Consider the following 23,033-nt stretch of genomic DNA (forward strand, 5'->3'; position numbering starts at 1 on the left):
GCCCCTCACGCCGGCCGCGTCCAGCGTCCTCCCGGTGGCCGGGGACGACGCACGGTGGACGGCTGCCGCTCCCCCAGCAGCGGAGGACCAGTGACGGCGACACGGGGTGCGGGAGCCGCCCGGCTCCTGGCGGTGACGGCGCTGACGGCGGCCGTCGTGGGCTTCCCCGCGCCGGCGGCGCACGCCGCCGAGGGCGGCCTGCTGCGGCTGGCCCACCTCTCCCCCGACACCCCGGCCGTCGACGTCTACGTCGACCCGGTCGCCGACCCCGCCGCCGGCCGGATCGTCCCCGGCGTCGGCTACGGCACGGTGTCGGACTACCAGGACGTCCCGCCCGGCGAGTACGCGGTCAGCGTGCGGGCGGCCGGCGCCGACCCCGCGACCCCGCCGGTGCTGTCCACGACCGTGCAGGTCGAGGCCGACAGCGCGCGCACCGTGGCCGGCGTCGGCTCGTTCGCCGACCTCGGCCTCGAGGTGCTCGAGGACGACCGCACGCCCCCGGCCGACGGCAGCGCCCGGCTGCGGGTCGTCGCCGCGGCCGCCGGCGCGCCGACCCTCGACGTCGACGTCCCGGGCGGGCCGGCGCTGGCCGACGGCCTGGCGTTCCCCGACACCACCGGCTACGTCGACGTCCCGGCCGGCGCCACGGCCCTCACGGTGACGCCGGCCGGCGGCCAGGCCACCGAGCTGCCGGTGCAGGTGGCCGCGGGCTTGGTCCACAGCGTGCTGGTGCTCGACCGCCCCGGCGGCGGGCTGGCCGTGCGGACCGTCCTGGACGCCGCCGGCCCGGGCGTCGTCCCGTCCGGTGGCGTGGAGGCGGGCGCGGGCGGCACCGCCGACGACAGCGCGCCGCTGCCCGTGGTGGGCGCCGCGGTGGCCGCCGGCGCCGGCCTGGTCCTGCTGGCCGCCCGGTCCCGGGCGCGGTGACCGCACCCCCGCACGGGCACGGGCCGGCCGTCCTCCGGGTGCTCCTGGCCCTCCTCGCCGCCGGTGCCGGCGTGGTCGTCCTGCTCGCGCCGGTCGGGCCCGCCCCGGCCGCCGCGCCGGCCCGCGGGACACCGGCGCCCGTGGTCCTGGCCTCGCGGGCGCCCGCGTCCCCGGCGGCGCCCGCACGCGTCCGCGTGCCGCCCATCGGCGTGGACACCCCGCTGGTCGGCCTCGGCCTGGACGCCGCCGGCGCCCTGGAGGCACCCGCCGCCTACGACCGGGCCGGGTGGTTCGCCGGCGGCACGGTGCCCGGCGAGGTCGGCCCCGCCGTGGTGGCCGGGCACGTGGACTCCGTCGACGGCCCCGCGGTCTTCGCCCGGCTGCGCGAGCTCGTCCCCGGCGACGAGGTGCTCGTCGACCGCACCGACGGGACGACGGCCCGCTTCCGGGTGACCGACGTCGAGCGCCACCCCAAGGACGCCTTCCCGACCGAGGCGGTCTACGGCCCCACGGCCGACCCGCAGCTGCGACTGGTCACCTGTGGCGGCGACTTCGACCGCGCGGCGCGCAGCTACGAGGACAACGTGGTGGTCTTCGCGACGCTGGTCCGCTAACGCCGGTGGCCCCGGGCCCGCCAGCAGGCGCTGTGCCAGTGCCGGCGCAGGTCGGCGGCCGAGCCGGTGTCCCACGGGTCGAGGTCGGAGTCGCGCGGGTAGGCCGGCCAGGTGACCAGGTGCGGTGTCCCCGGCCGGATCTCCTGGTCGCAGCCCGGGCACCGGTAGCCCTTGGTGCTGGCCGCACCGGTCAGCGACCGGACCACCCAGTCGCCGTCGCCGGCCTCCTCCACGTCCTCGGGGCGACGGAACAGCGGCGGGCGGCCGGTCGGCCGTCCCCCGCTGCCGCGTCGTCCCCGGCGGGGCACCTCAGCGGCCGGAGTGGTCCCGGAACCCGCGGCCGGCCTTGCGCCCGAGGTACCCGGCGGTCACCAGGTGCTCGAGCAGCGGCGCGGGCGCGAAGCCGGGCTCGCGGAACTCGGTGTAGAGCTCGCGCTCGATCGCCAGCGCCACGTCCAGGCCGACGACGTCGAGCAGCTCGAAGGGGCCCATCGGGTAGCCGCAGCCGACCTTCATCGCCGCGTCGATGTCGTCGGCGGTCGCGTAGTGCGCCTCGAGCATCTTCACCGCGTCGTTGAGGTAGGGGAACAGCAGCGCGTTGACGATGAACCCGGCCCGGTCCGAGCAGGACACCGCGTGCTTGCCCAGCTGGGCGCAGACCGCGTGGGCGGTGGCCGCGACGTCGGGCGCGGTGGCGATGGTGCTGACCACCTCGACGAGCTTCATCACCGGCGCCGGGTTGAAGAAGTGCATCCCGACGACGTCGCCGGGGCGCTCGCTGGCCTTGGCGCACTCGATGACCGGCAGGCTCGACGTCGTCGTGGCGAGCACGGCGCCGGGCTTGGCGATCTCGCCGAGGGCCGCGAACAGCGCCTGCTTGACCGGCAGCGACTCGACGACGGCCTCGACGACGAGGTCGCGGTCGGCGAACTCGTCGAGCGACGTCGTCCCGCGGACCCGGCCCAGCACCTCGTCGCGGCCGGCCTCGTCGAGGCGGCCGCGGGCGACCTGCTTGTCCAGCGAGCGGCGCAGCGCGGTGAGCACCGCCTCGACCTTCTCCGGGGAGCGGGCCTGGACCAGGGTGTCGTAGCCGCCCTTGGCGACGACCTCGACGATGCCGGTGGCCATGGTCCCCGAGCCGACGACGCCCACGGTGGCGACCGGGCGGGCGCCCTGGGTGGCCCCGCCGGGGACGGGGGTGTGCTCGTCGGGGACGACCTCGGCCGAGCCGGGGGCCGCGTAGGTGTAGAAGCCGCGGCCGGACTTCCGGCCCAGCAGGCCCGCGGTCACCATCTGCTTGATGACCGGGGTCGGGGCGTGCAGCCGGTCGCGCGACTGCTTGTACATCGTGTCGAGGATCTCGTAGGCGGTGTCGATGCCGATGAGGTCCATGAGCGCCAGCGGGCCCATCGGCAGGCCGCAGCCCAGCCGCATGGCCGCGTCGAGGTCCTCGCGGCTGGCGTAGCGGTTCTCGTACATGGCCACCGCGTGGTTGAGGTAGCCGAAGAGCAGCGCGTTGGCGATGAAGCCGGCCTTGTCGCCGATCGTGACGTCGACCTTGCCCAGCCGGGTGGCCAGCGCCTCGACGTCCTCGATGACCGACGGCTCGGTGACGACGGTCCGCACCACCTCGACCAGCTTCATGACCGGCGCCGGGTTGAAGAAGTGCATCCCGATGACCTTGCTCGGCCGGCCGGTGGCCACCGACAGCTCGGTCACCGACAGGCTGGAGGTGTTGGTCGCGAGGATGGTGTCCGGCGGGCAGATCTTGTCCAGCTGCGCGAACAGCTCGGTCTTGAGCTCCATCCGCTCGGGCACGGCCTCGACGACCAGCTCGGCCTGGGCGAGGTCCTCCAGGGCCGTGCTGAACCGGATCCGACCGAGGATGGCGTCCCGCTCGGCCGGCTCCAGCTTGCCGCGGGCCACCGCGCGCCCGGTGGAGTGCTCGACGTGCGCCCGGCCTCGGGCCAGCGCGTCCTCGCCGACCTCGACGGCGGTCACCGACAGGCCCGCGCGGGCCAGCACCTCGGCGATGCCGGCACCCATGGTGCCCAGCCCCACCACGCCGACCTCGGTCAGTTCTCTGGCCACGCTGCCATCCCTCCACAACGGATCGTCGGCGACGAGTCTCTCACCACGCCGGCCCCGTCCAGAGGCTCGCCCCGAGCCGGCGAGGGGTGAGGAGGACGGGGTCCTTCCTCAGAAGAGGCGCTGGGTGGGGTCGTCGGTGCCCTTGAGGACGGCGTAGTCGACGGTCACGCAGTCGATGCCGCGGTCGTGCGCCAGCACCCGCGCCTGCGGCTTGATCTCCTGGGCGGCGAACACGCCCTTGACCGGCGCCAGCAGCGGGTCGCGGTTGAGCAGCTCGAGGTAGCGGGTCAGCTGCTCGACGCCGTCGATCTCGCCGCGCCGCTTGACCTCCACGGCCACGGTGGTGCCGTCGGCGTCGCGGCAGAGCAGGTCCACCGGGCCGATCGCGGTGGGGTACTCGCGGCGCACCAGCGACCACCCCGCGCCGAAGGTCTCCACGTGCAGCGCCAGCAGCCGCTGCAGCTCGGCCTCGACGCCGTCCTTCTGCAGGCCGGGGTCGACGCCGAGCTCGTGGCTGGAGTCGTGCTCGACCGACTCGATGGTGATGACCAGCTGCTCACCGGCCTTGTTGGTGACCGTCCAGGTACCCGCCCTGCCGTGCGGGGTGTCGACCAGCTCGTCCTTGAGCGTGCAGGGCGGGGTCATCCAGTTCAGCGGCTTGTAGGCCCGGTCGTCGGCGTGCACCGACACCGAGCCGTCGGCCTTGACCAGCAGCAGCCGGTTGGCCATGGGCAGGTGGGCGGTCAGCCGCCCGATGTAGTCGACCGAGCAGCGGGCGATGACCAGACGCACGGGCGCCGACGGTACCGGTCGGGTCACGACGGGAACCGCCGAGCCGGGCCGGGCGTCGCACGACCGTGAGGAGCACGCGTCCCGGTCCGGTCGTCGCCGGCGTCCTGCTGGTGGCGCTCACCGCGGCCTGCGCCACGGGCTCCGGCAGCGGCGGGGCGGCGCCGTCCCCGGAACCCGCGCCGCTGCCCGCGGGGCTGGTGCTGCAGGTGGCACGGACCGGCGGGTTCACCACCCCGGAGGAACTGGCCACCCGGCTGCCGGTGGTCACCGTCTACGGCGACGGGCGGGTGCTCACCCAGGGCCCGCAGATCGCGATCTGGCCGGCGCCGGCGCTGCCGAACGTGCAGGTGCAGCAGGTCGGCACCGACACGGTCCGCGACCTGGTCGAGCAGGCGGTGGCCGCGGGCGTGACCGACAGCGGCGACCTCGGCGAGCCGCCGCTGGCCGACGCGACGACGACCCGCTTCACCCTGGTCACCGACGAGGGCACCGCCGTCCGGGAGGTCTACGCCCTCGCCGAGACGCCCGACGACACGGTTCTCCCCGAGCAGGCCGACGCGCGGGGCCGGCTGCGGGACCTGCTCGACGCACTCACCGGCCTGCCCGGCACCGCGGAGCCCTACGTGCCGCAGACCGTGGCCGCCGTCGTCGGGCCGCACACCGGCGGCGACCCCGAGCTGCCGCAGCCCGACGTCGCGTGGCCCGGCCCGGACCTGCCCGGCGTCCCGCTCGGCGCCGGGCTGACCTGCGTGAGCGCGACCGGGCAGCAGGCCGCCGACGTGCTCGCCGCCGCCGGGACGGCGAACGTGCTCACCCCGTGGGTGACGCCCGACGGCAGTCGCTGGTCGATCGCCTTCCGGCCCGTGCTGCCGCACGAGTCGGGCTGCGCCGACCTCGCCTAGTCGGTCCAGACGGGCGCGCGCTTCTCCAGGAACGAGCGCATGCCCTCGCGGGCGCCGTCGAGCTGGCTGGTCGCGGCCATGACCTCGACGGCGGTGGTGTAGGCGTCGCGCTCGGGCCGGTCGAGCTGGGCGTACATCGTCTGCTTGCCGATCGCCTTGCTCGCCCGCGAGCCGCGGATCGCCCGGCCCAGGAGGTCGTCGACGGCGGCGTCGAGCTCGTCGTCGGGGACCACCCGGTTGACCAGGCCCCAGTCCAGCGCGGTGCGCGCGTCGATCACGTCACCGGTCAGCGCCATCTCCATGGCGCGCTTGCGGCCGACGTTGCGCGCGATGGCGACCATCGGCGTGTGGCAGAACCAGCCGCCCTTGCCGCCGGGTGCGGCGAACCCGGCCGACTCGGCGGCGACGGCGAGGTCGCAGGAGGCGACGAGCTGGCACCCCGCGGCGGTGGCCAGCGCGTGCACCCGGGCGACGACCACCTGCGGCACCGACTGGATCGTCCCCACCAGCTCGGTGCACAGCGCCAGCAGGCTGCGCACCTCGGGCAGCGGCCGGTCGACGACGTCGGTGAAGTCGTGGCCGGCGCTGAACACCGGCCCCTCGGCGGCCAGCACGATGCCGGCCGCGTCCGAGCGCCCGACGTCGGTGACGGCCTCCAGCAGCTGGCCCAGGTGCTCACGGGACAGCGCGTTGCGCCGGGCGGGCCGGCACAGGGTGATGCGGACGACGTCGCCGTCGCGCTCGACGCGGGGCGCTCCCTCGGCACTCATGTGAGCGACCTCACCACGCCCGCCGCCCGTCCGGCAACGCAGGCTGGAGGCGTGCAGCCCGAGGACGTCACCGACACCGCACCCCGCGCCGCCGGCCGGACGCTGTTCAGCCAGGGCTGGCGCGACGTCGCCTTCCTGCACTGGGCGGTCGACCCCGCGCTGGTCGCGCCGCTGCTGCCGCCGGGGACCGGACCCGACGTGCACGAGGGCCGCAGCTGGGTGGGGCTGGTGCCCTTCCGCATGCGCCGCATCGGGGTGCTCGGCTCCCCCGGCCTGCCCTGGGTCGGGTCGTTCCTGGAGACCAACGTGCGGCTGTACTCGGTGGACGCCCGCGGCCGCCGCGGCGTCGTCTTCCGGTCCCTGGACGCCGACCGGCTGCTGCCCGTCCTCGTCGCCCGCGCGGCCGGCCTGCCCTACCTGTGGTCGCGGATGCGGTTCGCCCGCGACGGCGACCGGCTGACCTACACCTCCCGGCGGCGCTGGCCCGGCCCCCGGGGCGCCGGCGGCCGGATCGAGGTGCGGGTGGGTCCGCGGCTGGCCGATCCCGGCCCGCTGGAGCGGTTCCTCACCGGCCGCTGGGGCCTGCACGAGACCGTGCTCGGCCGGACCTACTACTGGCCCAACGAGCACCCGGCGTGGCCGCTGCACCGCGCCGAGCTCCTGACCTGGGACGGAGACCTGCTCGCCGCGGCCGGGCTGCCCGGGATCGCCGGCCCGCCCGACAGCGTGCTGTTCTCCCCGGGCGTCGACGTCCGCTTCGGCCCGCCGACCTGACGCACGGGGTCGTTCCGCAACCCCTTGGGCGGGGCCGCCGCAGCCGGGAGGATGCCCGGGTGACAGCAGCCCCGGCGGCCCGGCCCACCCCGACCGAGGACGGCGACTGGGTGCACCGGCTGCTCGACCTGGCCCGCGACCGGCTCGGGATGGACATCGCCTGGCTGTCGGTCTTCACCGAGGACCGCCAGGAGCTCACCCGGGCGACCGGCGACCTGGCCTCGATGCACGTCGCGGAGGGCATGTCGCTGCCGCTGGAGGAGTCCTTCTGCGTGCGGGTGCTGTCCGGCCAGCTGCCGCCGGTGGTCACCGCGGCCGACCGCAACCCGGTCACCCGCGACCTGCCGGTCACCCGCCGGCTGGGCATCGGCTCCTACGTCGGCGCCCCGGTGCGCGCTCCCGACCGCCGTCCGGTCGGGATGCTGTGCTGCCTGAGCCGCGACCCCGGCGAGCAGCTCGACGGGTCGTCGGTGCGCACGGTGGAGCTGCTCGCCGAGCTGCTCGGCGACCACCTCGCCGCCGAGCAGCTGGCCGAGCGCGAGCTCGCCGCCCGCCGCGCCCGCGTCCTCGACGTGCTGCACCGGCGCACGGTGACCACCGCCGTCCAGCCGGTGGTGGACATGCGCACCGGCGAAGTGGTGGCGCACGAGGCGCTGTCCCGCTTCCCCGGCCGCGAGCAGGGGCCCGCGACCCTGTTCTCCGACGCGGCGGCCGTCGGTCTCGGCGTGGAGCTCGAGATCCTGGCCGTGCGCACGGCGCTCGAGACGGCGGTCCGACTGCCCCGCGGCCTGCCCCTGGCGGTCAACCTCTCCCCGCAGGCGCTGCTGGCCCCCGAGGTCGGCGAGCTGCTGGTGCTGGGGGCCGCCGGCACGGCGCTGACCGTCGAGGTCACCGAGCACAGCCCGATCGAGGACTACCCGGCCGTGCTCGCCGCCCTCGAGCCGCTGCGCCGGGCCGGCATCCGGCTCGGCGTCGACGACGCGGGCGCCGGCTACGCCAGCCTGCGGCACATCCTGCGGCTGCGCCCGGACACCATCAAGCTCGACATCGCGCTGGTCAGCGGGGTCGACACCGACCCCGCGCGGCAGGCGATGACCGCGGCCCTGGTCGCCTTCGCCGGCGAGACCGGTGCCGCGCTGGTCGCCGAGGGCGTGGAGACCCCCGGCGAGCGCGACGCGCTGCTCGCCCGCGGCGTCCGGCTGGGCCAGGGGCACCTCTTCGGCCGGCCGGCGGTGCCCCCGGCCTGAGGGGTCAGGCCGGAGCCGGCACCCGCTCGTCGAGACCGTGGGCACTGCGGACCACGTCGACGACCTGGCCCATGATGTCGGTGAGCCCGAAGTCCTTCGGTGTGAAGACGCGGGCGACGCCCTGCTCGCGCAGCCGCCGGGCGTCGCCGTCGGGGATGATCCCGCCGACGACCACCGGGACGTCGTCCAGGCCGGCCTCCTGCAGCCCCCGCAGCACCGCCGGGACCACCTGCAGGTGCGAGCCGGACAGCACCGACAGCCCGACGACGTGCACGTCCTCCTCGACCGCGGCGGACACGATCTGCGCGGGCGTGAGCCGGATGCCCTGGTAGACCACCTCGAAGCCGGCGTCGCGGGCGCGGACGGCGATCTGCTCGGCGCCGTTGGAGTGCCCGTCGAGGCCGGGCTTGCCGACCAGGAACCGCAGCCGCCCGCCGAGCTCCTCGCCGGTGGCCCGCACGCGCTCGCGCACCTGCCCGAGCGTCTCGTCGGCCTCCCCGCCGCCGGTGGCCGCGGCCACGCCGGTGGGCGCCCGGTACTCACCGAACACGTCGCGGAGCACGCCGGCCCACTCCCCCGTCGTCACGCCGGCGCGGGCGCACTCGAGGGTGGCGGCCATCAGGTTCTCGTCGGTGCCGGCGACCTCGCGCAGCCGGGCGAGCGCGCGCCGCACCGGCTCGGGGTCGCGGCCGGCGCGCCACCTCCGCACCGCCTCCTGCGCCGCGGACTCCACGGCGGGGTCGACGACCTGGACGGCGGCGTCGAGGTCGGCCAGCAGCGGGTTGGGCTCGGTGCTCTGGAACCGGTTGACGCCGACGACGACGTCGTCCCCGCTCTCCATCCGCCGGCGGCGCTCGGCCAGCGAGGCGACCAGCTGCCCCTTCATGTAGCCGGACTCCACGGCGGCCACCGCGCCGCCCATCCCCTGCACGCGGGCGATCTCGGCGCGGGCGCCCTCGACCAGCTCGGCGACCTTGCGCTCCACGACCACCGACCCGGTGAACAGGTCGTCGTACTCGAGCAGGTCGGTCTCGTAGGCGAGCACCTGCTGCAGCCGCAGCGACCACTGCTGGTCCCAGGGGCGGGGCAGGCCGAGCGCCTCGTTCCAGGCCGGCAGCTGGACGGCCCGGGCGCGGGCGTCCTTGGACAGCGTGACCGCGAGCATCTCCAGCACGATCCGCTGCACGTTGTTCTCCGGCTGGGCCTCGGTCAGCCCCAGGGAGTTGACCTGCACGCCGTAGCGGAAGCGCCGGCACCTCGGGTCCTGCACGCCGTAGCGCTCCTCGGTCAGCTCGTCCCAGAGCTGGGTGAAGGCGCGCATCTTGCACATCTCCTCGACGAAGCGGACGCCCGCGTTGACGAAGAAGGACATGCGCGCGACCACCTCGCCGAAGCGCTCCGGCGGCACCTGGCCGGAGTCGCGCACCGAGTCCAGGACGGCGACCGCGGTGCTCATCGCGTAGGCGATCTCCTGCACCGGCGTCGCGCCGGCCTCCTGCAGGTGGTAGCTGCAGATGTTGATCGGGTTCCAGCGCGGCATCGCCGTCACCGTGTAGGCGACCATGTCGGTGATCAGCCGCATGCTCGGCCCCGGCGGGAAGACGTACGTCCCCCGCGACAGGTACTCCTTGATGATGTCGTTCTGCGTGGTCCCGGCGAGCTGCGCGACGTCGTGGCCCTGCTCCTCGGCGACGGCCTGGTAGAGCGCCAGCAGCCACATCGCCGTGGCGTTGATCGTCATCGACGTGTTCATCCCGTCGAGCGGGATGCCGTCGAACAGCGCGCGCACGTCACCGATGTGCGACACCGGGACGCCGACCTTGCCCACCTCGCCGGCGGCGAGCTCGTCGTCGGGGTCGTAGCCGGTCTGCGTCGGCAGGTCGAAGGCGACCGACAGCCCGGTCTGCCCCTTCGCCAGGTTGCGCCGGTACAGCGCGTTGGACTCGGCCGGCGACGAGTGGCCGGCGTAGGTGCGCATGACCCAGGGGCGGTCGCGGTCCTTCGACGGTGAAGGGAACGGCATGCCCGCGGAGTGTAGGGCTCGGCTACCCGCCGGTAGCAGACCCGTCGGGGGGACGTCGGCGGTGGCACACTCGGTCGTGCACGGCCGGGCCGACCTGGGCTCCGCCGCCGGGGACCGAGGGAGGTCGGGGTGTTCCAGCCGGGCAGCCTCAGCTACATCGCCGGACCGGTCGTCGCGGTCGTGGTCATGGTGCTGCTGGCCCTCTTCATGCGCTGGGCCTTCGGCACCGGGGGGTCCGGCAGCGCGCACCGCCGTCCGGCGACGGCGTCCGACGACGGCCTGCTCACGCGGGTGGCCACCCTGTCCCGCCGGGAGTCGGCGCTGGCCTTCCGCGCGGTGCTCTCCGACGCCGGGATCCGGTCCACGGTCCGCTTCCCCTCGCCGCACCGGGCCGACGTGCTGGTGTTCCCCGAGGACGCCCCCCGCGCCCGCGAGATCGCGGCCTCGTTCCCCGCGGCCTAGCGCGCGTCGGCGCGGTCGACCCGCGCGACCTCCGCGCCCAGGCCGCGCAGCTGGTCGACGAAGTCGGGGTAGCCGCGGTCGACGTGGTGCACGTCCTGTACCTCGGTCACGCCGTCGGAGACCAGCCCGGCCAGCACCAGGCCGGCGCCGGCGCGGATGTCGGTGGCCACCACCGGCGCGCTGGACAGCCGCTCCCGGCCGCGGACGACGGCGTGGTGGCCGTCGATGCGGACGTCGGCGCCCAGCCGGACCAGCTCGTTGACGAACATGAACCGGCCCTCGAACACGTTCTCGGTGATCAGCGCGGTGCCGGTGGAGACGGCGGCCAGCGCGACGGCCATCGGCTGCAGGTCGGTCGGGAACCCCGGGAAGGGCAGCGTGACGACGTCGACCCCGCGGGGCCGCTCGTCCATGGCCACCCGCACGCCGCCGTCGACGACCTCCACCGTGGCGCCGGCGCTGACCAGCTTGTCCAGCGGGACGGCGAGGTGCTCGGGCACGGCCCGCTCGACGACGACGTCCCCGCGGGTCATCACCGCCCCGATGCACCACGTGCCGGCGACGATCCGGTCGGGGACGGTGGTGTAGGTGACCGGGGACAGCTCCGTGACGCCCTCGACGGTGAGCGTGGAGGTGCCCGCGCCGTCGATGCGCGCCCCCATCGCGGTGAGCATGGCGCAGATGTCGACGATCTCCGGCTCGCGGGCGGCGTTGTCGATGACCGTCGTGCCCTCGGCGAGCACGGCCGCCATGAGCAGGTTCTCCGTGGCGCCCACCGAGGGGAAGTCCAGCCAGATCGACGTCCCGCGCAGCCGCGGGGCGCTGGCCACCAGGAAGCCGTGCTCGCTGTGGATGGAGGCGCCGAGCCGCTCGAGGCCGGAGATGTGCATGTCCAGCCCGCGGGAGCCGATCGCGTCACCGCCGGGCAGCGCGACCCGGGCGCTGCCGCAGCGCGCCACCAGCGGGCCCAGCACGCTGATCGACGCGCGCATCCGGCGCACCAGGTCGTAGTCGGTCTCGGTGGCCGGGTCGTCGGGCACGTCGACGACCACCCGCCCGCCGCCACCGGACAGCCCCGACCGCTCGTAGGTCACGCCGCAGCCGAGCCGGCGCAGCACCTCGCTCATGATCGAGACGTCGAGGATGTCGGGCACCTCCTCGACGGTGGTCCGCCCGGAGGCCAGCAACGCGGCGGCCATGAGCTTGAGGGCGCTGTTCTTCGCCCCCGTGACGCGCACCCGGCCGGTCAGGGCCGTGCCGCCGGTCACCTCGAAGCACTGCACCGCCACACCCTAGTGGGCCCTGCTGCAGGGCCCCGCCGCGAGCCTTCGAGCGGTGGAGGGCAGCGGGGTCCTCCTAGGCTCGTCGGCATGACGGTCCGGCTGACGCGCATCTACACGAAGACCGGTGACGCCGGCCAGACGCACCTGGGCGACATGAGCCGGGTGACCAAGACCGACCCCCGGCTGGTCGCCTACGCCGACGTCGACGAGGCCAACAGCGTGCTCGGGATCGCCCTGGCCCTGGGGTCGCCGTCGCCGGAGCTCACGGAGCTGGTGCGCAGCGTCCAGAACGACCTGTTCGACGTCGGCGCCGACCTGTCCACGCCGGTGGTGCCCGACCCCGCACACCCGCCGCTGCGGGTGACCGCCGCCTACACCGAGCGACTGGAGGCGGCCTGCGACGAGCACAACGAGGCGCTGCCGGCGCTCACCAGCTTCGTGCTGCCCGGGGGCACCCCGCTGGCGGCACTGCTGCACCAGGCGCGGGTGGTCGTCCGGCGGGCCGAGCGCAGCGTGTGGGCGCTGCTGCAGGCCGACGGCGAGCGCACCAACCCCGAGACCGCCCGCTACCTCAACCGGCTCTCGGACCTGCTGTTCATCCTCGCCCGCGAGGCCAACCCGGACGGCGACGTGCTGTGGGAGCCCGGCGCGCACAGCGGCGTGCACGCCCAGAGGGCCGCGCGTACGACCACCTGAGGGGGTGGCCCTCCTGCAGGAACCCGCCGCGAGTCTGCGAGCGGTGGAGGCAGGAGGGTCCTCCCTCACGGACCGGGCGGGGCCGACTCCACCCAGGAGAGGAACCCGGTCACCGTCGAGGGCTCCATGGCCAGCTCCCTGGGCCCGCTGCCGGTGGCGCAGGTGAGGACGACGACGTCGTCGGGCAGGGCGACGTCGTCCCGGCCGGCGACGCGGCGGCTCTCGATGCGGACCTCGTGGCGGCACAGGCGCTGCTGGGGCCGTACCGACAGCGACAGGCCGCGGTACCACAGCAGCGCGTCGCCCCCGTACCAGGCCACGCCCACCGACCAGCGGGAGCTACCGGCCGGGCGCAGCCACATGGTCACCGCGCCCAGGCCGGTCAGCAGCAGCCGCCGGCGCAGCAGGAAGGCGACCACCACCGCGACCACCAGCGCGGCGGCCACGACGATCAGGACGGTGGTCACCGGCGGGGTGGTGCGAGCAGGTCCGGTGGGTCAGCTCGACTGGCCGGCGGCCTGCAGTCGCGACTGGGCGCGACGGGCGGCGGCCAGCGCCTCGGGGTCGTCGCCGCCCTCCTCGGCCCGGCGCAACGCCTCGCGGGCGCGCTCGACGTCGATCTCGGAGGAGATCTCGGCGGTCTCGGCGAGGATGGACACCTTGGCCGGGGTCACCGAGAGGAAGCCGCCGTGCGCGGCGACGACGAGGTCCTCGCCCTCGACGGTGCGGATGGTGACCACGCCGCCGGGCGCGAGCTCACCGAGCAGCGGGGCGTGGTTGGGCAGGACGCCGATCTCACCCTCGGTGGTCCGGGCGATGACCAGATTGGCCTCGCCGGACCAGATCGTCCGCTCGACGGCCACCAACTCGACCTGCAGGGTCGCCACGACACTCCTCCGGGTCCACCGACGAACGGTGCTCGAGACGCCGGCCGGGAAGCGGGCACGGCGACGGTCGGCCCCACTCTAGCCGCGGGCGGGCCCGGGTCCCGTGGGGGCCGTTCGGCGCCACCCGTCCGGGCGGCGTCCGCTCAGGCCGCGCGGCGGTAGAGCAGCGTCCAGCGACCCACGCGCACCCAGGGGTGGCGGACCGTGGAGGCCGGCGCCCAGTCCTCGGTGTCGAAGCGCCGGGCGTCGACGTGCGGGACGGGGGCCGACGGCGGCCAGGTCCATCCCGGGTCGGGGACACCGCCCCTGCTCGTGGTGTCCAGCCAGTCCATCGTCGTCTCCCGCAACCGAGCGTCCGGTCCCTCCGGGCGCCACCTGCTCGATCGGCAGGCAGAGTCCCGTGCTTGAGGGGTCATCCGCCAGCCCCGATGCCCACCGACCGGCTGGTGAAACCACCCGCCGGGGTGGGTCCCGGGCCGGTCTGGACGCTGCGTGAGGGGACGCGTACCAGCAGGTCGACCGGGGAGGACGCACGACGGCCGGGCCCCCGTGGCGGGGACCCGGCCGTCGTGCGTCAGGTGCTGGCTTGGCCTAGCCGCGCTTGAGCTTCTCGGCGTTGCGCTCGAGGTCCTCGAGGCCACCGCACATGAAGAAGGCCTGCTCGGGCACGTGGTCGTAGTTGCCCTCGGTGAGCGCCTTGAACGCCTCGAGGGTCTCCGACAGCGGCACGAACGAGCCGGGCTGACCGGTGAAGGCCTCGGCCACGAACATGTTCTGCGAGAGGAAGCGCTCGATGCGCCGGGCCCGGTTGACCGTGACCTTGTCCTCCTCGGAGAGCTCGTCGATGCCGAGGATGGCGATGATGTCCTGCAGCTCCTGGTAGCGCTGGAGGATCTGCTTCACCGTCTGGGCGGTCGCGTAGTGCTCCTGGCCCACGTACTGCGGGTCGAGGATCCGGCTGGTGGAGTCCAGCGGGTCGACGGCGGGGTAGATGCCCTTCTCCGAGATCGGCCGGGAGAGCACGGTCGTCGCGTCGAGGTGGGCGAAGGTGGTGTGCGGCGCCGGGTCGGTGATGTCGTCGGCGGGCACGTAGATCGCCTGCAGCGAGGTGATCGAGTGGCCGCGGGTCGAGGTGATCCGCTCCTGCAGCTCGCCCATCTCGTCGGCCAGGGTCGGCTGGTACCCCACGGCGGAGGGCATGCGGCCCAGCAGCGTGGAGACCTCGGAGCCGGCCTGGGTGAACCGGAAGATGTTGTCGATGAAGAGCAGCACGTCCTGGTTCTGCTCGTCGCGGAAGTACTCCGCCATCGTCAGCGCCGACAGCGCCACCCGCAGCCGGGTGCCCGGCGGCTCGTCCATCTGGCCGAAGACCAGCGCGGTCGAGTTGATGACGCCGGACTCGGTCATCTCGGTGATGAGGTCGTTGCCCTCGCGGGTGCGCTCGCCGACGCCGGCGAACACCGACACGCCACCGAACTCCTGCGCGACCCGGCGGATCATCTCCTGGATCAGCACCGTCTTGCCCACGCCGGCACCGCCGAACAGGCCGATCTTCCCGCCGGCCACGTACGGGGTGAGCAGGTCGATGACCTTGATGCCGGTCTCGAGCAGCTCGGTGCGGCCCTCGAGCTGGTCGAACCGCGGCGCGTGCCGGTGGATCGACCAGTGCAGGGCGTCCTCGCCGTAGCCCGGGGTGTCCAGGCACTCGCCGAGCGCGTTGAAGACGTGGCCGGTCACGGCCTCGCCGACGGGTACCGAGATCGCGGCACCGGTGTCGGTGACGGCGGCACCGCGGACCAGGCCGTCGGTCGGCGCCATGGAGATGGTGCGCACCACGTTGTCACCCAGGTGCTGGGCGACCTCGAGGGTCAGGGTCTTGCCCAGGTCGGCGAGGGTGACCTCCACCTTCAGGGCGTTGAACAGGTCCGGCATCGCGTCGCGCGGGAACTCGACGTCGACGACCGGCCCCGTGACCCGGACGACGCGGCCGGTGCCCTGCGTCGACGGGGTGTTGAGACGGTCCTCGGTGACGGTCATGGGGAGTGCTCTCCTGCCCTCGGGCTTCGGTGGTGTCTCAGTGCGAGTGTCCCCGTCCGCGGCGGCGTCGGGGACGGTCGGTCAGTCGTCGGCGCCCGCGGAGACCAGCGCGTCGGCGCCGCCGACGATCTCGCTGATCTCCTGCGTGATCTCCGCCTGCCGGGCCTGGTTGGCCTGGCGGGACAGGTTCTTGGCCAGCTCCTCGGCGTTGTCGGACGCCGACTTCATCGCCCGCCGCCGCGACGCCGACTCGGAGGCGGCCGCCTCGAGCATCGCCGCGTAGATGCGGGTGGTGACGTACTTGGGCAGCAGCGCGTCGAGGAGGGCCTCGGCGGAGGGCTCGAACTCGTAGGACGTCGGGACGCCGCTGTCGCCGGTGCGGCCGGCCTCGCGGTCCTCGCGCTCGTAGTCGAACTCCTCGACCTCCTCGATCTCCAGCGGGGCCATCCGCTTCGCGACCGGGACCTGGGCCAGCAGCGACCGGAACTCGGTGTAGACGATGTGCAGCTCGTCGACCCCGAGCACGCCGCCCTCGCCCGCGCCGCCGTCGCCGTCGTCCTGACCGGCGGCGAACGCGTCGATGAGGGCGCTGCCGACCGCCTGCGCGTCGGCGTAACCCGGCTGCTCGGAGAAGCCGGTGAACGTCTCCGCCATCGGCCGGTCGCGGAAGGAGTAGTAGGTCTCCCCCTTGCGCCCGACGACGTAGAGGACCGGCTCCTTGCCCTCCTGCCGCAGCAGCGACAGCAGCTCCTCGGTGCGCCGGAGCACGTTGACGTTGTACGAGCCGGCGAACCCGCGGTCGGAGGTGATCACGAGGACCGCCGCGCGGCGGGCGTCCTGCCGTTCGGTGAGCAGCGGGTGCTCGAGCGATGCGGAGGACGCCAGCGCGGACAGCACGCGGGTGATCTCCCGGGCGTAGGGCTTGGAGGCCTCCACCCGTGCCTGGGCGCGCACGATGCGGGCGCCGGCGATCAGCTCCTGCGCCGAGAAGATCTTCTTCGTCGACTGGGTGGAGCGGATGCGGCGCCGTAGCGCGCGGAGCGAACCGGCCACCGCCTCAGCCCTTCTTGACCTGGACGCGCTCCTGGCCACGCTCGGACGCGTCCATGGCCTCGGCGTCCTGCTCGTCGAGCGAGCTGCCGTCCGACGTCGTGAAGATGCCGTAGAAGGCCTCGACCGCCCGCTCCAGGCTCTGCACGGCGTCGTCCCCGAGCTTGCGGGAGGTGCGGATCTCGTCGTACACGCCGGTCTCGTTGCGGCCGATGTGGTCGAGGAACTCCGACTCGAAGCGGCGGACGTCGCCGACCGGGACGCGGTCGAGCTTGCCGGTGGTGCCCAGCCACAGCGAGACCACCTCGCGCTCCACCGGGTAGGGCTGGTACTGGCCCTGCTTGAGCAGCTCGACCAGGCGCTGGCCGCGGTCCAGGGTGGCCCGGCTCGAGGCGTCGAGGTCGGACGAGAAGGAGGCGAACGCCTCCAGCTCGCGGTACTGCGCGAGGTCCAGCCGCAGGCGGCCGGCGACCGACTTCATCGCCTTGATCTGCGCCGAGCCACCGACCCGCGAGACCGAGATGCCGACGTTGATCGCCGGGCGGACGCCGGAGTTGAACAGACCGGTCTCGAGGAAGATCTGCCCGTCGGTGATCGAGATGACGTTGGTCGGGATGTAGGCCGACACGTCGTTGCCCTTGGTCTCGATGAGCGGCAGACCGGTCATCGAGCCCGCACCCAGGTCGTCGGAGAGCTTCGCGCAGCGCTCCAGCAGGCGGGAGTGGAGGTAGAAGACGTCGCCGGGGTAGGCCTCGCGGCCCGGCGGACGGCGCAGCAGCAGGGAGACGGCGCGGTAGGCCTCGGCCTGCTTGGACAGGTCGTCGAAGACGATCAGGACGTGCTTGCCCTCGTACATCCAGTGCTGGCCGATGGCCGAGCCGGTGTAGGGGGCGATGTACTTGAAGCCGGCCGACTCCGACGCCGGGGCGGCCACGATGGTCGTGTACTCCATCGCGCCGGCCTCCTCGAGGGAGGCGCGGATGGCGGCGATCGTCGAGCCCTTCTGGCCGACGGCGACGTAGATGCAGCGGACCTGCTGCGCCGGGTCGCCGGTGGCCCAGGCCTCCTTCTGGTTGATGATCGTGTCGGTGACGATGGCGGTCTTGCCGGTCTGCCGGTCGCCGATGACGAGCTGACGCTGGCCGCGGCCGATCGGCGTCATGGCGTCGATCGCCTTGATCCCGGTCTGCAGCGGCTCGTGCACCGACTGGCGCTGCACCACGGTGGGCGCCTGCAGCTCCAGCGCGCGGCGGCCGGTGGTGGCGACCGGGCCGGCGCCGTCGATCGGGTTGCCCAGCGGGTCGACGACGCGGCCGAGGTAGCCGTCGCCGACCGGCACGGAGAGGACCTCGCCGGTGCGGCGGACCTGCTGGCCCTCCTCGATGCCGGCGAAGTCACCGAGGATGACCACGCCGACCTCGCGCACGTCGAGGTTGAGGGCCAGGCCGCGGACGCCGCTCTCGAACTCGAGCAGCTCGTTGGTCATGACCGAGGGGAGGCCCTCGACACGGGCGATGCCGTCACCGGCCTCGGTGACGATCCCGACCTCTTCCCGGGAGACGTCCGGGGAGTACTCGGTGACGTAGTTCTGGATGGCACTGCGGATCTCGTCTGCGGAGATCGTCAGCTCGGCCATGGCTCGCGTCCTCTTCCCTGCTGGGTGGTGCTGCTGGGTGGTGTCTGGGGTGGGGTGGGCGGTCAGCCCGTGAGCCGCCGGCCCGCGGTCTCGAGCCGGTTGGCGATGCTGCCGTCGATGACCTCGTCGCCGACGCGCACGACGAGGCCGCCGAGGACGCCGGGGTCCACGGTCACCTGCAGGCCGATCGCCCGCCCGTAGACCCGGCCGAGCACGTCGCGCAGCCGCTGCTCCTGGTGCGCGGTCAGCGGCACGGCGCTCGTCACGTGGGCGACCGACCGGCCGCGCCGCGCGGAGGCGGCCTCCGAGAGGCGCTCGACCCGGTTCTGCGCGTTGCCCACGTGCCGGGCGGTCAGCGAGTTCCGCAGCAGCTGCTCGCTGACCGGGCTGACCCGGCCGGAGACCAGCCGGTCCAACAGCGCCGTCTTGCCCTCGGCGGGAGCGCGGTCGTCGGAGAGGATGCGGGCCAGCTCGGAGTCACCGGCGAGGATGCGGCCGAACCGGAACAGCTCGTCCTCCACACCCTCGAGCTCGCCGCGGGCCTCCGCGGCGTCCAGCGAGGCCTGGGTGGCCAGGTCCTCCATGGCCTCGACCAGGTCCAGCGGCCGCGACCAGCGCTGCCGGGCGACGGTCTGGACCAGGTCGACGGTGGCCTCGGAGACCCGCCCGCCGAGGATGCGCCCGGCCACACCGGCGCGGTCGGCGGGCTTGACCGCCGGGTCCGAGAGCGCCCGGCGCAGCGTGACCTGCCCGTCGAGCAGCCGCGCCACGGCGAACAGCTCGTCGGCGAAGGCCAGCAGCCCCGGGCCCGCGGCCCCGCGCGTCGTCTCCGCCAGGCGCTCACGCGAGAGCGTGAGCGCCTCCCGGCTGGAGGCGTCCATCAGCGGTCGCCCCCGGGCACGAACACGGTGCTGCCGGTCCGCCCGTCGCCGGGGGTGCCGGGAGCCATGCCGTCGAGCTGGTCGAGGAAGCGGTCGACCGTGCCGCGGCGACGGGCCTCGTCCTCGAGGGACTCCCCTACCACGCGGCCGGCGAGGTCGACGGCCAGCGCGCCGATCTGGCCGCGCAGCTCGTTGACCACCGACTGCCGGTTGGCGGCCAGCTGCTCCTCGCCGCGGGCGACGATCCGTGCGGACTCCTCCTGGGCCTGAGCGCGCAGCTCCTCGAGGATCTGCTGCCCCTCGGCGCGGGCCTGGTCGCGGATCTGCGCGGCCTCGGTGCGCGCCTCGGCGAGCTGGGCGCGGTACTGCTCCAGCGCCGCCCTGGCCTCGGCCTGCATGCTCTCGGCCCGCTCGATGCCGCCCTCGATCGCCTCGCGGCGGGCCCGGAAGACCTGCTCGAAGCGCGGCGCGATGAACTTGAAGAACACCACCAGCACGACCGCGAAGGCGATCAGGCCGATGATGATCTCGCCGAGCGGCGGGATGAGCGGGTTGGCGCTCTCCGCAGCGAGGATGCTCATGATCTCAGTGTCCCTGTCTCGAGTCGGATCCCGTACCCGGAGGTGCGGATCAGGTGCCGAAGACGAAGGGGACGACGAAGCCGATGAGGGCGAGGGCCTCGGAGAGCGCGAAGCCGAGGAAGGCGTAGGTACGGGTCAGGCCGGCCGACTCGGGCTGGCGGGCGGTGGCCTGGATGTAGGCGGCCCACACGATGCCGACGCCGATGCCGGGGCCGATGGCGGCGAGGCCGTAGCCCACGGAGCCGATGCTGCCGGTCAGCTCAGCGAGAAGATCCATGACGGGGTGTTCCTCCTGTGTCGTCGCCCGGTGTCCACCGGGCGGCTTGCGGGGGTCGTGCGGGTGGTGCGGTCCGGGAGGTGCGCGAGGCGGAGCAGGTCAGTGCTCGGCCTCGATCGAGCCGTTGAGGTAGGTCCCCATCAGCACGGTGAAGACGTAGGCCTGCAGGAAGATGACCAGCAGCTCGAAGAACGTCATCACGATGGCCATCAGCGCCGAGACCGGGCCGAAGACGATCGAGAAGTTGTCGCGGCTGAGCAGGTAGACCGCGCCGAGCGAGAAGACGACCAGCAGCATGTGGCCGGCGAACATGTTGGCGAAGAGCCGGACGGCGAGGGTGAACGGCCGGACGACGAAGTTCTGCAGGATCTCGATCGGCGTCACCAGGACGTACATCGGCTTGGGGACACCGGGGAGGAACAGGATGTCCTTGAAGTAGCGGCCGGCGCCCTGCTCGCGGATGCCGATGTAGATGTAGAGGACCCAGCAGATGCCGGCGAGCACGAGCGGGAACGCGAACTTCGACATCGGCGAGATCTGCGCGAACGGGATGATCGCCATCAGGTTGTTCGCGAGGATGAAGAAGAACAGCGCAGCGAGGAAGGGCGCGAACGGGATGCCCTTGGGGCCGACCACGTCGCGGGCGATGCCGTCGCGGACGAGGGAGTAGCCGCTCTCGCCGACGAACTGGAGCTTGCCCGGCACGATCTGCGGCTTGCGCACCGCCATCACCATGACGACGAGCATCGCGATGGTCGCGATGAACAGGCCCAGCGTGATGCGGGTGATGCTGAAGTCGACGCCGAGGAGGGAGAACTCGGCGAGCGGCTCGGGGTAGAACTCGCTGAGCCCAGGGGCCTGGAAGCCGTCCCCGCCGCCGGTGTCCTCGACCGCGAGCACGTCAGCGAGCGCGAGGGCGCTGGAGGTCACCGTTGTCCCTTCTGCGTCCTGGGCCGGCTCCGTCGTCCGCCCGGGGTGGTGCTCTTCTCGGGTGCACCGGGTGTCGGTGGCAGCCCGCCGTACCGCTTGACGACCAGGTAGATGGCCGCCGCCATGCCGAGGATGATCCCGACCGGCACGAACACCCGCGTGTCCAACCACCGGTCGAGCAACCAGCCGGCCCCGCCCCACACGGCCATCCCGGAGATCATGGTCCCGATGACGGCGTAGCCGGTCTCGGCACCGCTGCCCCGAGGAGCGGATGGTCGCGCAGGTCGAGGCCGGGGCTCCCCGCGCACGGGGTCGTCCTCGGCCATCGCCGGGACACTATCAGCCAGCCGGCGGGGCACCGTCCGGTGCCGGGGGGACGGTCGCCTGACCGGGTGGCGCGGGCGGGGTCACGTAGTAGAGCGGGCGGGTCCAGACCCAGCGCAGCTGCACGCCGCTCCACAGCAGCGCGCCGACGATCACCGCCCAGGCCATCGTCAGCCGGTCGAGCCAGCCGTCCTCGGGCAGGGCGTCGAGGATCCCGAAGAGCACGACCGCCTTGAGGAAGAACATCCCCAGCGCCGCGGGCAGCGTGAAGGAGTCGTCGATGCGGCCCGCCCAGGCGACGACCACGCCGGACAGGACGAAGAACGCCGTCACCACGGCGGCGCCGACGAGCACACCGGCGGCGTCGGCCCAGCCGGCGGCCAGCCCCGCGACCACGGCGGCCACGACGGCGACCGCGCCGGTGACCAGCGCGCCGACGCGCAGGAAGGACAGGTCCCACGGGACCTGCCGCTGGGTCCGGGTGCTGGTCATCGGGCTCCCTGGGGGGACGGCTCGGCGGCCGGGTCGGTGGGCCGGCCGGTCACGGACGGGGTGGGTGGACGGACCGGGCGGGCGCTGGGGTGCGCGGCGCGGCTGCGCCGCCGCTGCGCGGCGATCTCCGCCGCCCGTGCCTCCCGGGCCGTCCGCCGGGTGTGCGGGGCGAGGACGACGACGACGCCGACGACCAGCAGCGCCGCGATGAGGACGAGCAGCTCCGCCTTGCCGCCGGTGACCGACAGGGCCACCGCGCCGAAGGAGAGCAGGGCCGCCCAGAAGTACATGGTGAGCACCGCGCGGCGGTGCGAGTGGCCGATGGCCAGCAGCCGGTGGTGCAGGTGCATCTTGTCCGGCGAGAACGGCGACTGGCCGCGCCGGGTGCGGCGGACGACGGCGAGCACGAGGTCGATGAACGGGATGAAGAGCACCGCCACCGGCACCAGCAGGGGCAGCGCCAGGGGCAGCAGGCTGGCCGCCGAGTCGAAGGACTGGGCGTCGACGCGGCCGGTGGCGCTCACCGCTGCCGCGGACAGCATCAGCCCGACCAGCATCGACCCGGAGTCGCCCATGAAGATCCGGGCCGGGCTGAAGTTGTGCGGCAGGAACCCCAGGCAGGCACCGGCGAGCACGGCGGTCACCAGGGCGGGGGCGCTGGCGACGTCGTCGTAGCCGACCCGGCTGAGGTTGTAGCTGTAGGCGAAGAAGGCCAGCGCGGCGATCGCCGAGACGCCGGCGGCCAGCCCGTCGAGGCCGTCGATGAAGTTCAGCGCGTTGACGGTGGCGACGGTCAGCAGGATGGTCAGCGGCACGCCGACGTCCGGGCCGAACGAGATGGTGCCGATGTCGGCCACCGGCACGAACAGGAACGCCAGCTGGACGCCGATGAGCACCATCACGCCGGCCGCGGCGATCTGGCCGGTGAGCTTGGTGAGCGCGTCGAGGCCGAACTTGTCGTCGAGCACGCCGAGCAGGCAGATCAGCCCGCCGGCGACGAGGACGGCGGTGGTCTGCGAGTCGTCGAAGGTGCGCTGCAGCGCGGGCAGCCGGGTGGCCACCATGATCGCCGCGGCCACGCCGAGGTACATGGCCACGCCGCCGCCGCGCGGGGTCGGGATGACGTGCACGTCGCGCTCGCGGGGCGCGGCCATCATCCGCAGCCGGACCGCGGCGAGCCGCACGACCGGGGTGGCCAGGAAGGTGACCAGCCCGGCGGTCAGCAGGACGACGGCGTACTCGCGCACGGGTCAGCCTCGGCGGGGACCGGCGGAGGTGCTCATCGCGACGGTGCTCCCGGGGCCAGACGACAAGACGATCGGCCCCACGGTATCGCCCGCACCTGGGAGGGAGCGGG

The 23,033-nt window shown here is 74.0% G+C and carries 26 protein-coding genes; 7 read left to right on the forward strand and 19 right to left on the reverse strand.

All coding sequences use genetic code 11. From position 1 onward, the window contains the following. The first annotated feature begins 90 nt into the window (after nt 1-90). Both LY71_RS00185 and LY71_RS00190 read left to right on the forward strand, forming a co-directional pair. On the forward strand, nt 91-927 hold the full coding sequence (locus tag LY71_RS00185) for a DUF4397 domain-containing protein (RefSeq protein ID WP_106274989.1): 837 nt from the start codon (nt 91-93) through the stop codon (nt 925-927). Continuing rightward, a complete protein-coding gene (locus LY71_RS00190) occupies nt 924-1,541 on the forward strand; it encodes a class F sortase (RefSeq protein ID WP_245887558.1) in 618 nt (205 codons plus the stop codon). The genes LY71_RS00185 and LY71_RS00190 overlap by 4 nt, the downstream gene beginning before the upstream one ends. On the opposite strand, the gene LY71_RS00195 is transcribed toward LY71_RS00190, so the two are convergent. The 3 genes from LY71_RS00195 to nucS all read right to left on the reverse strand — a co-directional run bounded on the left by LY71_RS00195 (nt 1,538) and on the right by nucS (nt 4,424). Further along, the gene (locus tag LY71_RS00195) at nt 1,538-1,774 is read right to left on the reverse strand and encodes a hypothetical protein (protein ID WP_245887559.1); all 237 of its coding nucleotides are present in this window, start codon (nt 1,772-1,774) and stop codon (nt 1,538-1,540) included. The two genes, LY71_RS00190 and LY71_RS00195, sit on opposite strands and share 4 nt — an antisense overlap. A 76-nt stretch (nt 1,775-1,850) precedes the next feature. Then, on the reverse strand, nt 1,851-3,632 hold the full coding sequence (locus LY71_RS00200) for a 3-hydroxyacyl-CoA dehydrogenase family protein (RefSeq protein WP_106274991.1): 1,782 nt from the start codon (nt 3,630-3,632) through the stop codon (nt 1,851-1,853). Between the two features lie 108 nt (nt 3,633-3,740). Beyond that, nucleotides 3,741-4,424, reverse strand: a complete 684-nt coding sequence (gene nucS / locus LY71_RS00205; RefSeq protein ID WP_106274992.1) for an endonuclease NucS — start codon at nt 4,422-4,424, stop codon at nt 3,741-3,743. A 65-nt stretch (nt 4,425-4,489) separates the two neighbouring features. Here nucS and LY71_RS00210 point away from each other — a divergent pair, with 65 nt between their 5' ends. After that, the gene (locus LY71_RS00210; RefSeq protein ID WP_106274993.1) at nt 4,490-5,326 is read left to right on the forward strand and encodes a hypothetical protein; all 837 of its coding nucleotides are present in this window, start codon (nt 4,490-4,492) and stop codon (nt 5,324-5,326) included. Here the strand turns inward: LY71_RS00210 and LY71_RS00215 are convergent. Beyond that, complete coding sequence (locus tag LY71_RS00215) at nt 5,323-6,096, reverse strand: enoyl-CoA hydratase-related protein (protein WP_106274994.1); 774 nt, start codon at nt 6,094-6,096, stop codon at nt 5,323-5,325. The two genes, LY71_RS00210 and LY71_RS00215, sit on opposite strands and share 4 nt — an antisense overlap. A gap of 51 nt (nt 6,097-6,147) precedes the next feature. On the opposite strand from LY71_RS00215, the gene LY71_RS00220 reads away from it, so the two are divergent. Beyond that, nucleotides 6,148-6,870, forward strand: coding sequence for a YqjF family protein (locus LY71_RS00220; RefSeq protein WP_106274995.1), 723 nt, complete (start codon nt 6,148-6,150; stop codon nt 6,868-6,870). A 59-nt stretch (nt 6,871-6,929) separates the two neighbouring features. Then, nucleotides 6,930-8,117 carry a sensor domain-containing phosphodiesterase gene (locus LY71_RS00225; protein WP_106274996.1) on the forward strand — a complete coding sequence of 396 codons (1,188 nt, stop codon included), beginning with the start codon at nt 6,930-6,932 and terminating at the stop codon, nt 8,115-8,117. Nucleotides 8,118-8,121: 4 nt separating this feature from the next. Here the strand turns inward: LY71_RS00225 and LY71_RS00230 are convergent, their stop codons facing one another. Beyond that, a complete protein-coding gene (locus tag LY71_RS00230; RefSeq protein WP_106274997.1) occupies nt 8,122-10,140 on the reverse strand; it encodes a protein meaA in 2,019 nt (672 codons plus the stop codon). Between the two features lie 129 nt (nt 10,141-10,269). Here LY71_RS00230 and LY71_RS00235 point away from each other — a divergent pair, with 129 nt between their 5' ends. Then, entirely contained in the window at nt 10,270-10,602 is a 333-nt protein-coding gene (locus tag LY71_RS00235; protein ID WP_245887560.1) for a hypothetical protein, read from the forward strand. On the opposite strand, the gene murA is transcribed toward LY71_RS00235, so the two are convergent. Continuing rightward, complete coding sequence (murA, locus tag LY71_RS00240; protein ID WP_106274998.1) at nt 10,599-11,885, reverse strand: UDP-N-acetylglucosamine 1-carboxyvinyltransferase; 1,287 nt, start codon at nt 11,883-11,885, stop codon at nt 10,599-10,601. The two genes, LY71_RS00235 and murA, sit on opposite strands and share 4 nt — an antisense overlap. A gap of 87 nt (nt 11,886-11,972) precedes the next feature. Between murA and LY71_RS00245 the strand changes: the two genes are divergently transcribed. Further along, on the forward strand, nt 11,973-12,581 hold the full coding sequence (locus tag LY71_RS00245; RefSeq protein WP_106274999.1) for a cob(I)yrinic acid a,c-diamide adenosyltransferase: 609 nt from the start codon (nt 11,973-11,975) through the stop codon (nt 12,579-12,581). A 65-nt stretch (nt 12,582-12,646) separates the two neighbouring features. Here LY71_RS00245 and LY71_RS00250 read toward each other — a convergent pair whose 3' ends face one another. The 13 genes from LY71_RS00250 to LY71_RS00310 all read right to left on the reverse strand — a co-directional run bounded on the left by LY71_RS00250 (nt 12,647) and on the right by LY71_RS00310 (nt 22,923). Next, nucleotides 12,647-13,048 carry a DUF2550 domain-containing protein gene (locus LY71_RS00250; protein ID WP_106275000.1) on the reverse strand — a complete coding sequence of 134 codons (402 nt, stop codon included), beginning with the start codon at nt 13,046-13,048 and terminating at the stop codon, nt 12,647-12,649. A gap of 30 nt (nt 13,049-13,078) precedes the next feature. After that, the gene (locus LY71_RS00255; RefSeq protein WP_106275001.1) at nt 13,079-13,468 is read right to left on the reverse strand and encodes a F0F1 ATP synthase subunit epsilon; all 390 of its coding nucleotides are present in this window, start codon (nt 13,466-13,468) and stop codon (nt 13,079-13,081) included. Between the two features lie 143 nt (nt 13,469-13,611). Beyond that, nucleotides 13,612-13,800, reverse strand: coding sequence for a hypothetical protein (locus tag LY71_RS00260; RefSeq protein ID WP_106275002.1), 189 nt, complete (start codon nt 13,798-13,800; stop codon nt 13,612-13,614). A gap of 259 nt (nt 13,801-14,059) precedes the next feature. After that, nucleotides 14,060-15,505: a F0F1 ATP synthase subunit beta gene (gene atpD / locus LY71_RS00265; protein WP_106275003.1), complete on the reverse strand. Its 1,446-nt coding sequence runs from the start codon at nt 15,503-15,505 to the stop codon at nt 14,060-14,062. 81 nt (nt 15,506-15,586) lie between these two features. Next, a complete protein-coding gene (locus tag LY71_RS00270; protein WP_106275004.1) occupies nt 15,587-16,558 on the reverse strand; it encodes a F0F1 ATP synthase subunit gamma in 972 nt (323 codons plus the stop codon). A gap of 4 nt (nt 16,559-16,562) precedes the next feature. After that, on the reverse strand, nt 16,563-18,191 hold the full coding sequence (gene atpA / locus LY71_RS00275) for a F0F1 ATP synthase subunit alpha (protein ID WP_106275005.1): 1,629 nt from the start codon (nt 18,189-18,191) through the stop codon (nt 16,563-16,565). A gap of 62 nt (nt 18,192-18,253) precedes the next feature. After that, a complete protein-coding gene (locus LY71_RS00280; protein ID WP_106275006.1) occupies nt 18,254-19,072 on the reverse strand; it encodes a F0F1 ATP synthase subunit delta in 819 nt (272 codons plus the stop codon). After that, nucleotides 19,072-19,653, reverse strand: coding sequence for a F0F1 ATP synthase subunit B (locus LY71_RS00285; RefSeq protein ID WP_106275007.1), 582 nt, complete (start codon nt 19,651-19,653; stop codon nt 19,072-19,074). Before LY71_RS00285 ends, LY71_RS00280 begins: the two co-directional genes overlap by 1 nt. 49 nt (nt 19,654-19,702) lie before the next feature. After that, nucleotides 19,703-19,930 (reverse strand): ATP synthase F0 subunit C, encoded by a 228-nt coding sequence (gene atpE / locus LY71_RS00290; RefSeq protein WP_029432783.1) that lies wholly within the window; start codon nt 19,928-19,930, stop codon nt 19,703-19,705. Between the two features lie 99 nt (nt 19,931-20,029). After that, nucleotides 20,030-20,860 (reverse strand): F0F1 ATP synthase subunit A, encoded by an 831-nt coding sequence (gene atpB / locus LY71_RS00295; RefSeq protein WP_106275008.1) that lies wholly within the window; start codon nt 20,858-20,860, stop codon nt 20,030-20,032. Next, nucleotides 20,857-21,186: an AtpZ/AtpI family protein gene (locus LY71_RS23855; RefSeq protein WP_106275437.1), complete on the reverse strand. Its 330-nt coding sequence runs from the start codon at nt 21,184-21,186 to the stop codon at nt 20,857-20,859. Before LY71_RS23855 ends, atpB begins: the two co-directional genes overlap by 4 nt. A gap of 13 nt (nt 21,187-21,199) precedes the next feature. Continuing rightward, the gene (locus LY71_RS00305) at nt 21,200-21,676 is read right to left on the reverse strand and encodes a Cg1360 family ATP-synthase-associated protein (protein ID WP_106275009.1); all 477 of its coding nucleotides are present in this window, start codon (nt 21,674-21,676) and stop codon (nt 21,200-21,202) included. After that, nucleotides 21,673-22,923, reverse strand: a complete 1,251-nt coding sequence (locus LY71_RS00310; protein ID WP_106275010.1) for a glycosyltransferase family 4 protein — start codon at nt 22,921-22,923, stop codon at nt 21,673-21,675. Before LY71_RS00310 ends, LY71_RS00305 begins: the two co-directional genes overlap by 4 nt. Between the last annotated feature and the right edge of the window lie 110 nt (nt 22,924-23,033).

It is taken from the genome of Geodermatophilus tzadiensis (genome assembly GCF_003002915.1).
GTDB lineage: Bacteria > Actinomycetota > Actinomycetes > Mycobacteriales > Geodermatophilaceae > Geodermatophilus > Geodermatophilus tzadiensis.

Excerpts from the sequence above, each read along its gene's own strand:
- LY71_RS00285 (WP_106275007.1), bottom strand. The coding sequence starts at position 19,653 with ATGAGCATCCTCGCTGCGGAGAGCGCCAACCCGCTCATCCCGCCGCTC.
- LY71_RS00260 (WP_106275002.1), bottom strand. The coding sequence starts at position 13,800 with ATGGACTGGCTGGACACCACGAGCAGGGGCGGTGTCCCCGACCCGGGA.
- LY71_RS00305 (WP_106275009.1), bottom strand. The coding sequence starts at position 21,676 with ATGACCAGCACCCGGACCCAGCGGCAGGTCCCGTGGGACCTGTCCTTC.
- LY71_RS00230 (WP_106274997.1), bottom strand. The coding sequence starts at position 10,140 with ATGCCGTTCCCTTCACCGTCGAAGGACCGCGACCGCCCCTGGGTCATG.
- atpD (WP_106275003.1), bottom strand. The coding sequence starts at position 15,505 with ATGACCGTCACCGAGGACCGTCTCAACACCCCGTCGACGCAGGGCACC.
- atpA (WP_106275005.1), bottom strand. The coding sequence starts at position 18,191 with ATGGCCGAGCTGACGATCTCCGCAGACGAGATCCGCAGTGCCATCCAG.
- LY71_RS00245 (WP_106274999.1), top strand. The coding sequence starts at position 11,973 with ATGACGGTCCGGCTGACGCGCATCTACACGAAGACCGGTGACGCCGGC.
- LY71_RS00215 (WP_106274994.1), bottom strand. The coding sequence starts at position 6,096 with ATGAGTGCCGAGGGAGCGCCCCGCGTCGAGCGCGACGGCGACGTCGTC.
- LY71_RS00280 (WP_106275006.1), bottom strand. The coding sequence starts at position 19,072 with ATGGACGCCTCCAGCCGGGAGGCGCTCACGCTCTCGCGTGAGCGCCTG.
- atpE (WP_029432783.1), bottom strand. The coding sequence starts at position 19,930 with ATGGATCTTCTCGCTGAGCTGACCGGCAGCATCGGCTCCGTGGGCTAC.
- LY71_RS23855 (WP_106275437.1), bottom strand. The coding sequence starts at position 21,186 with ATGGCCGAGGACGACCCCGTGCGCGGGGAGCCCCGGCCTCGACCTGCG.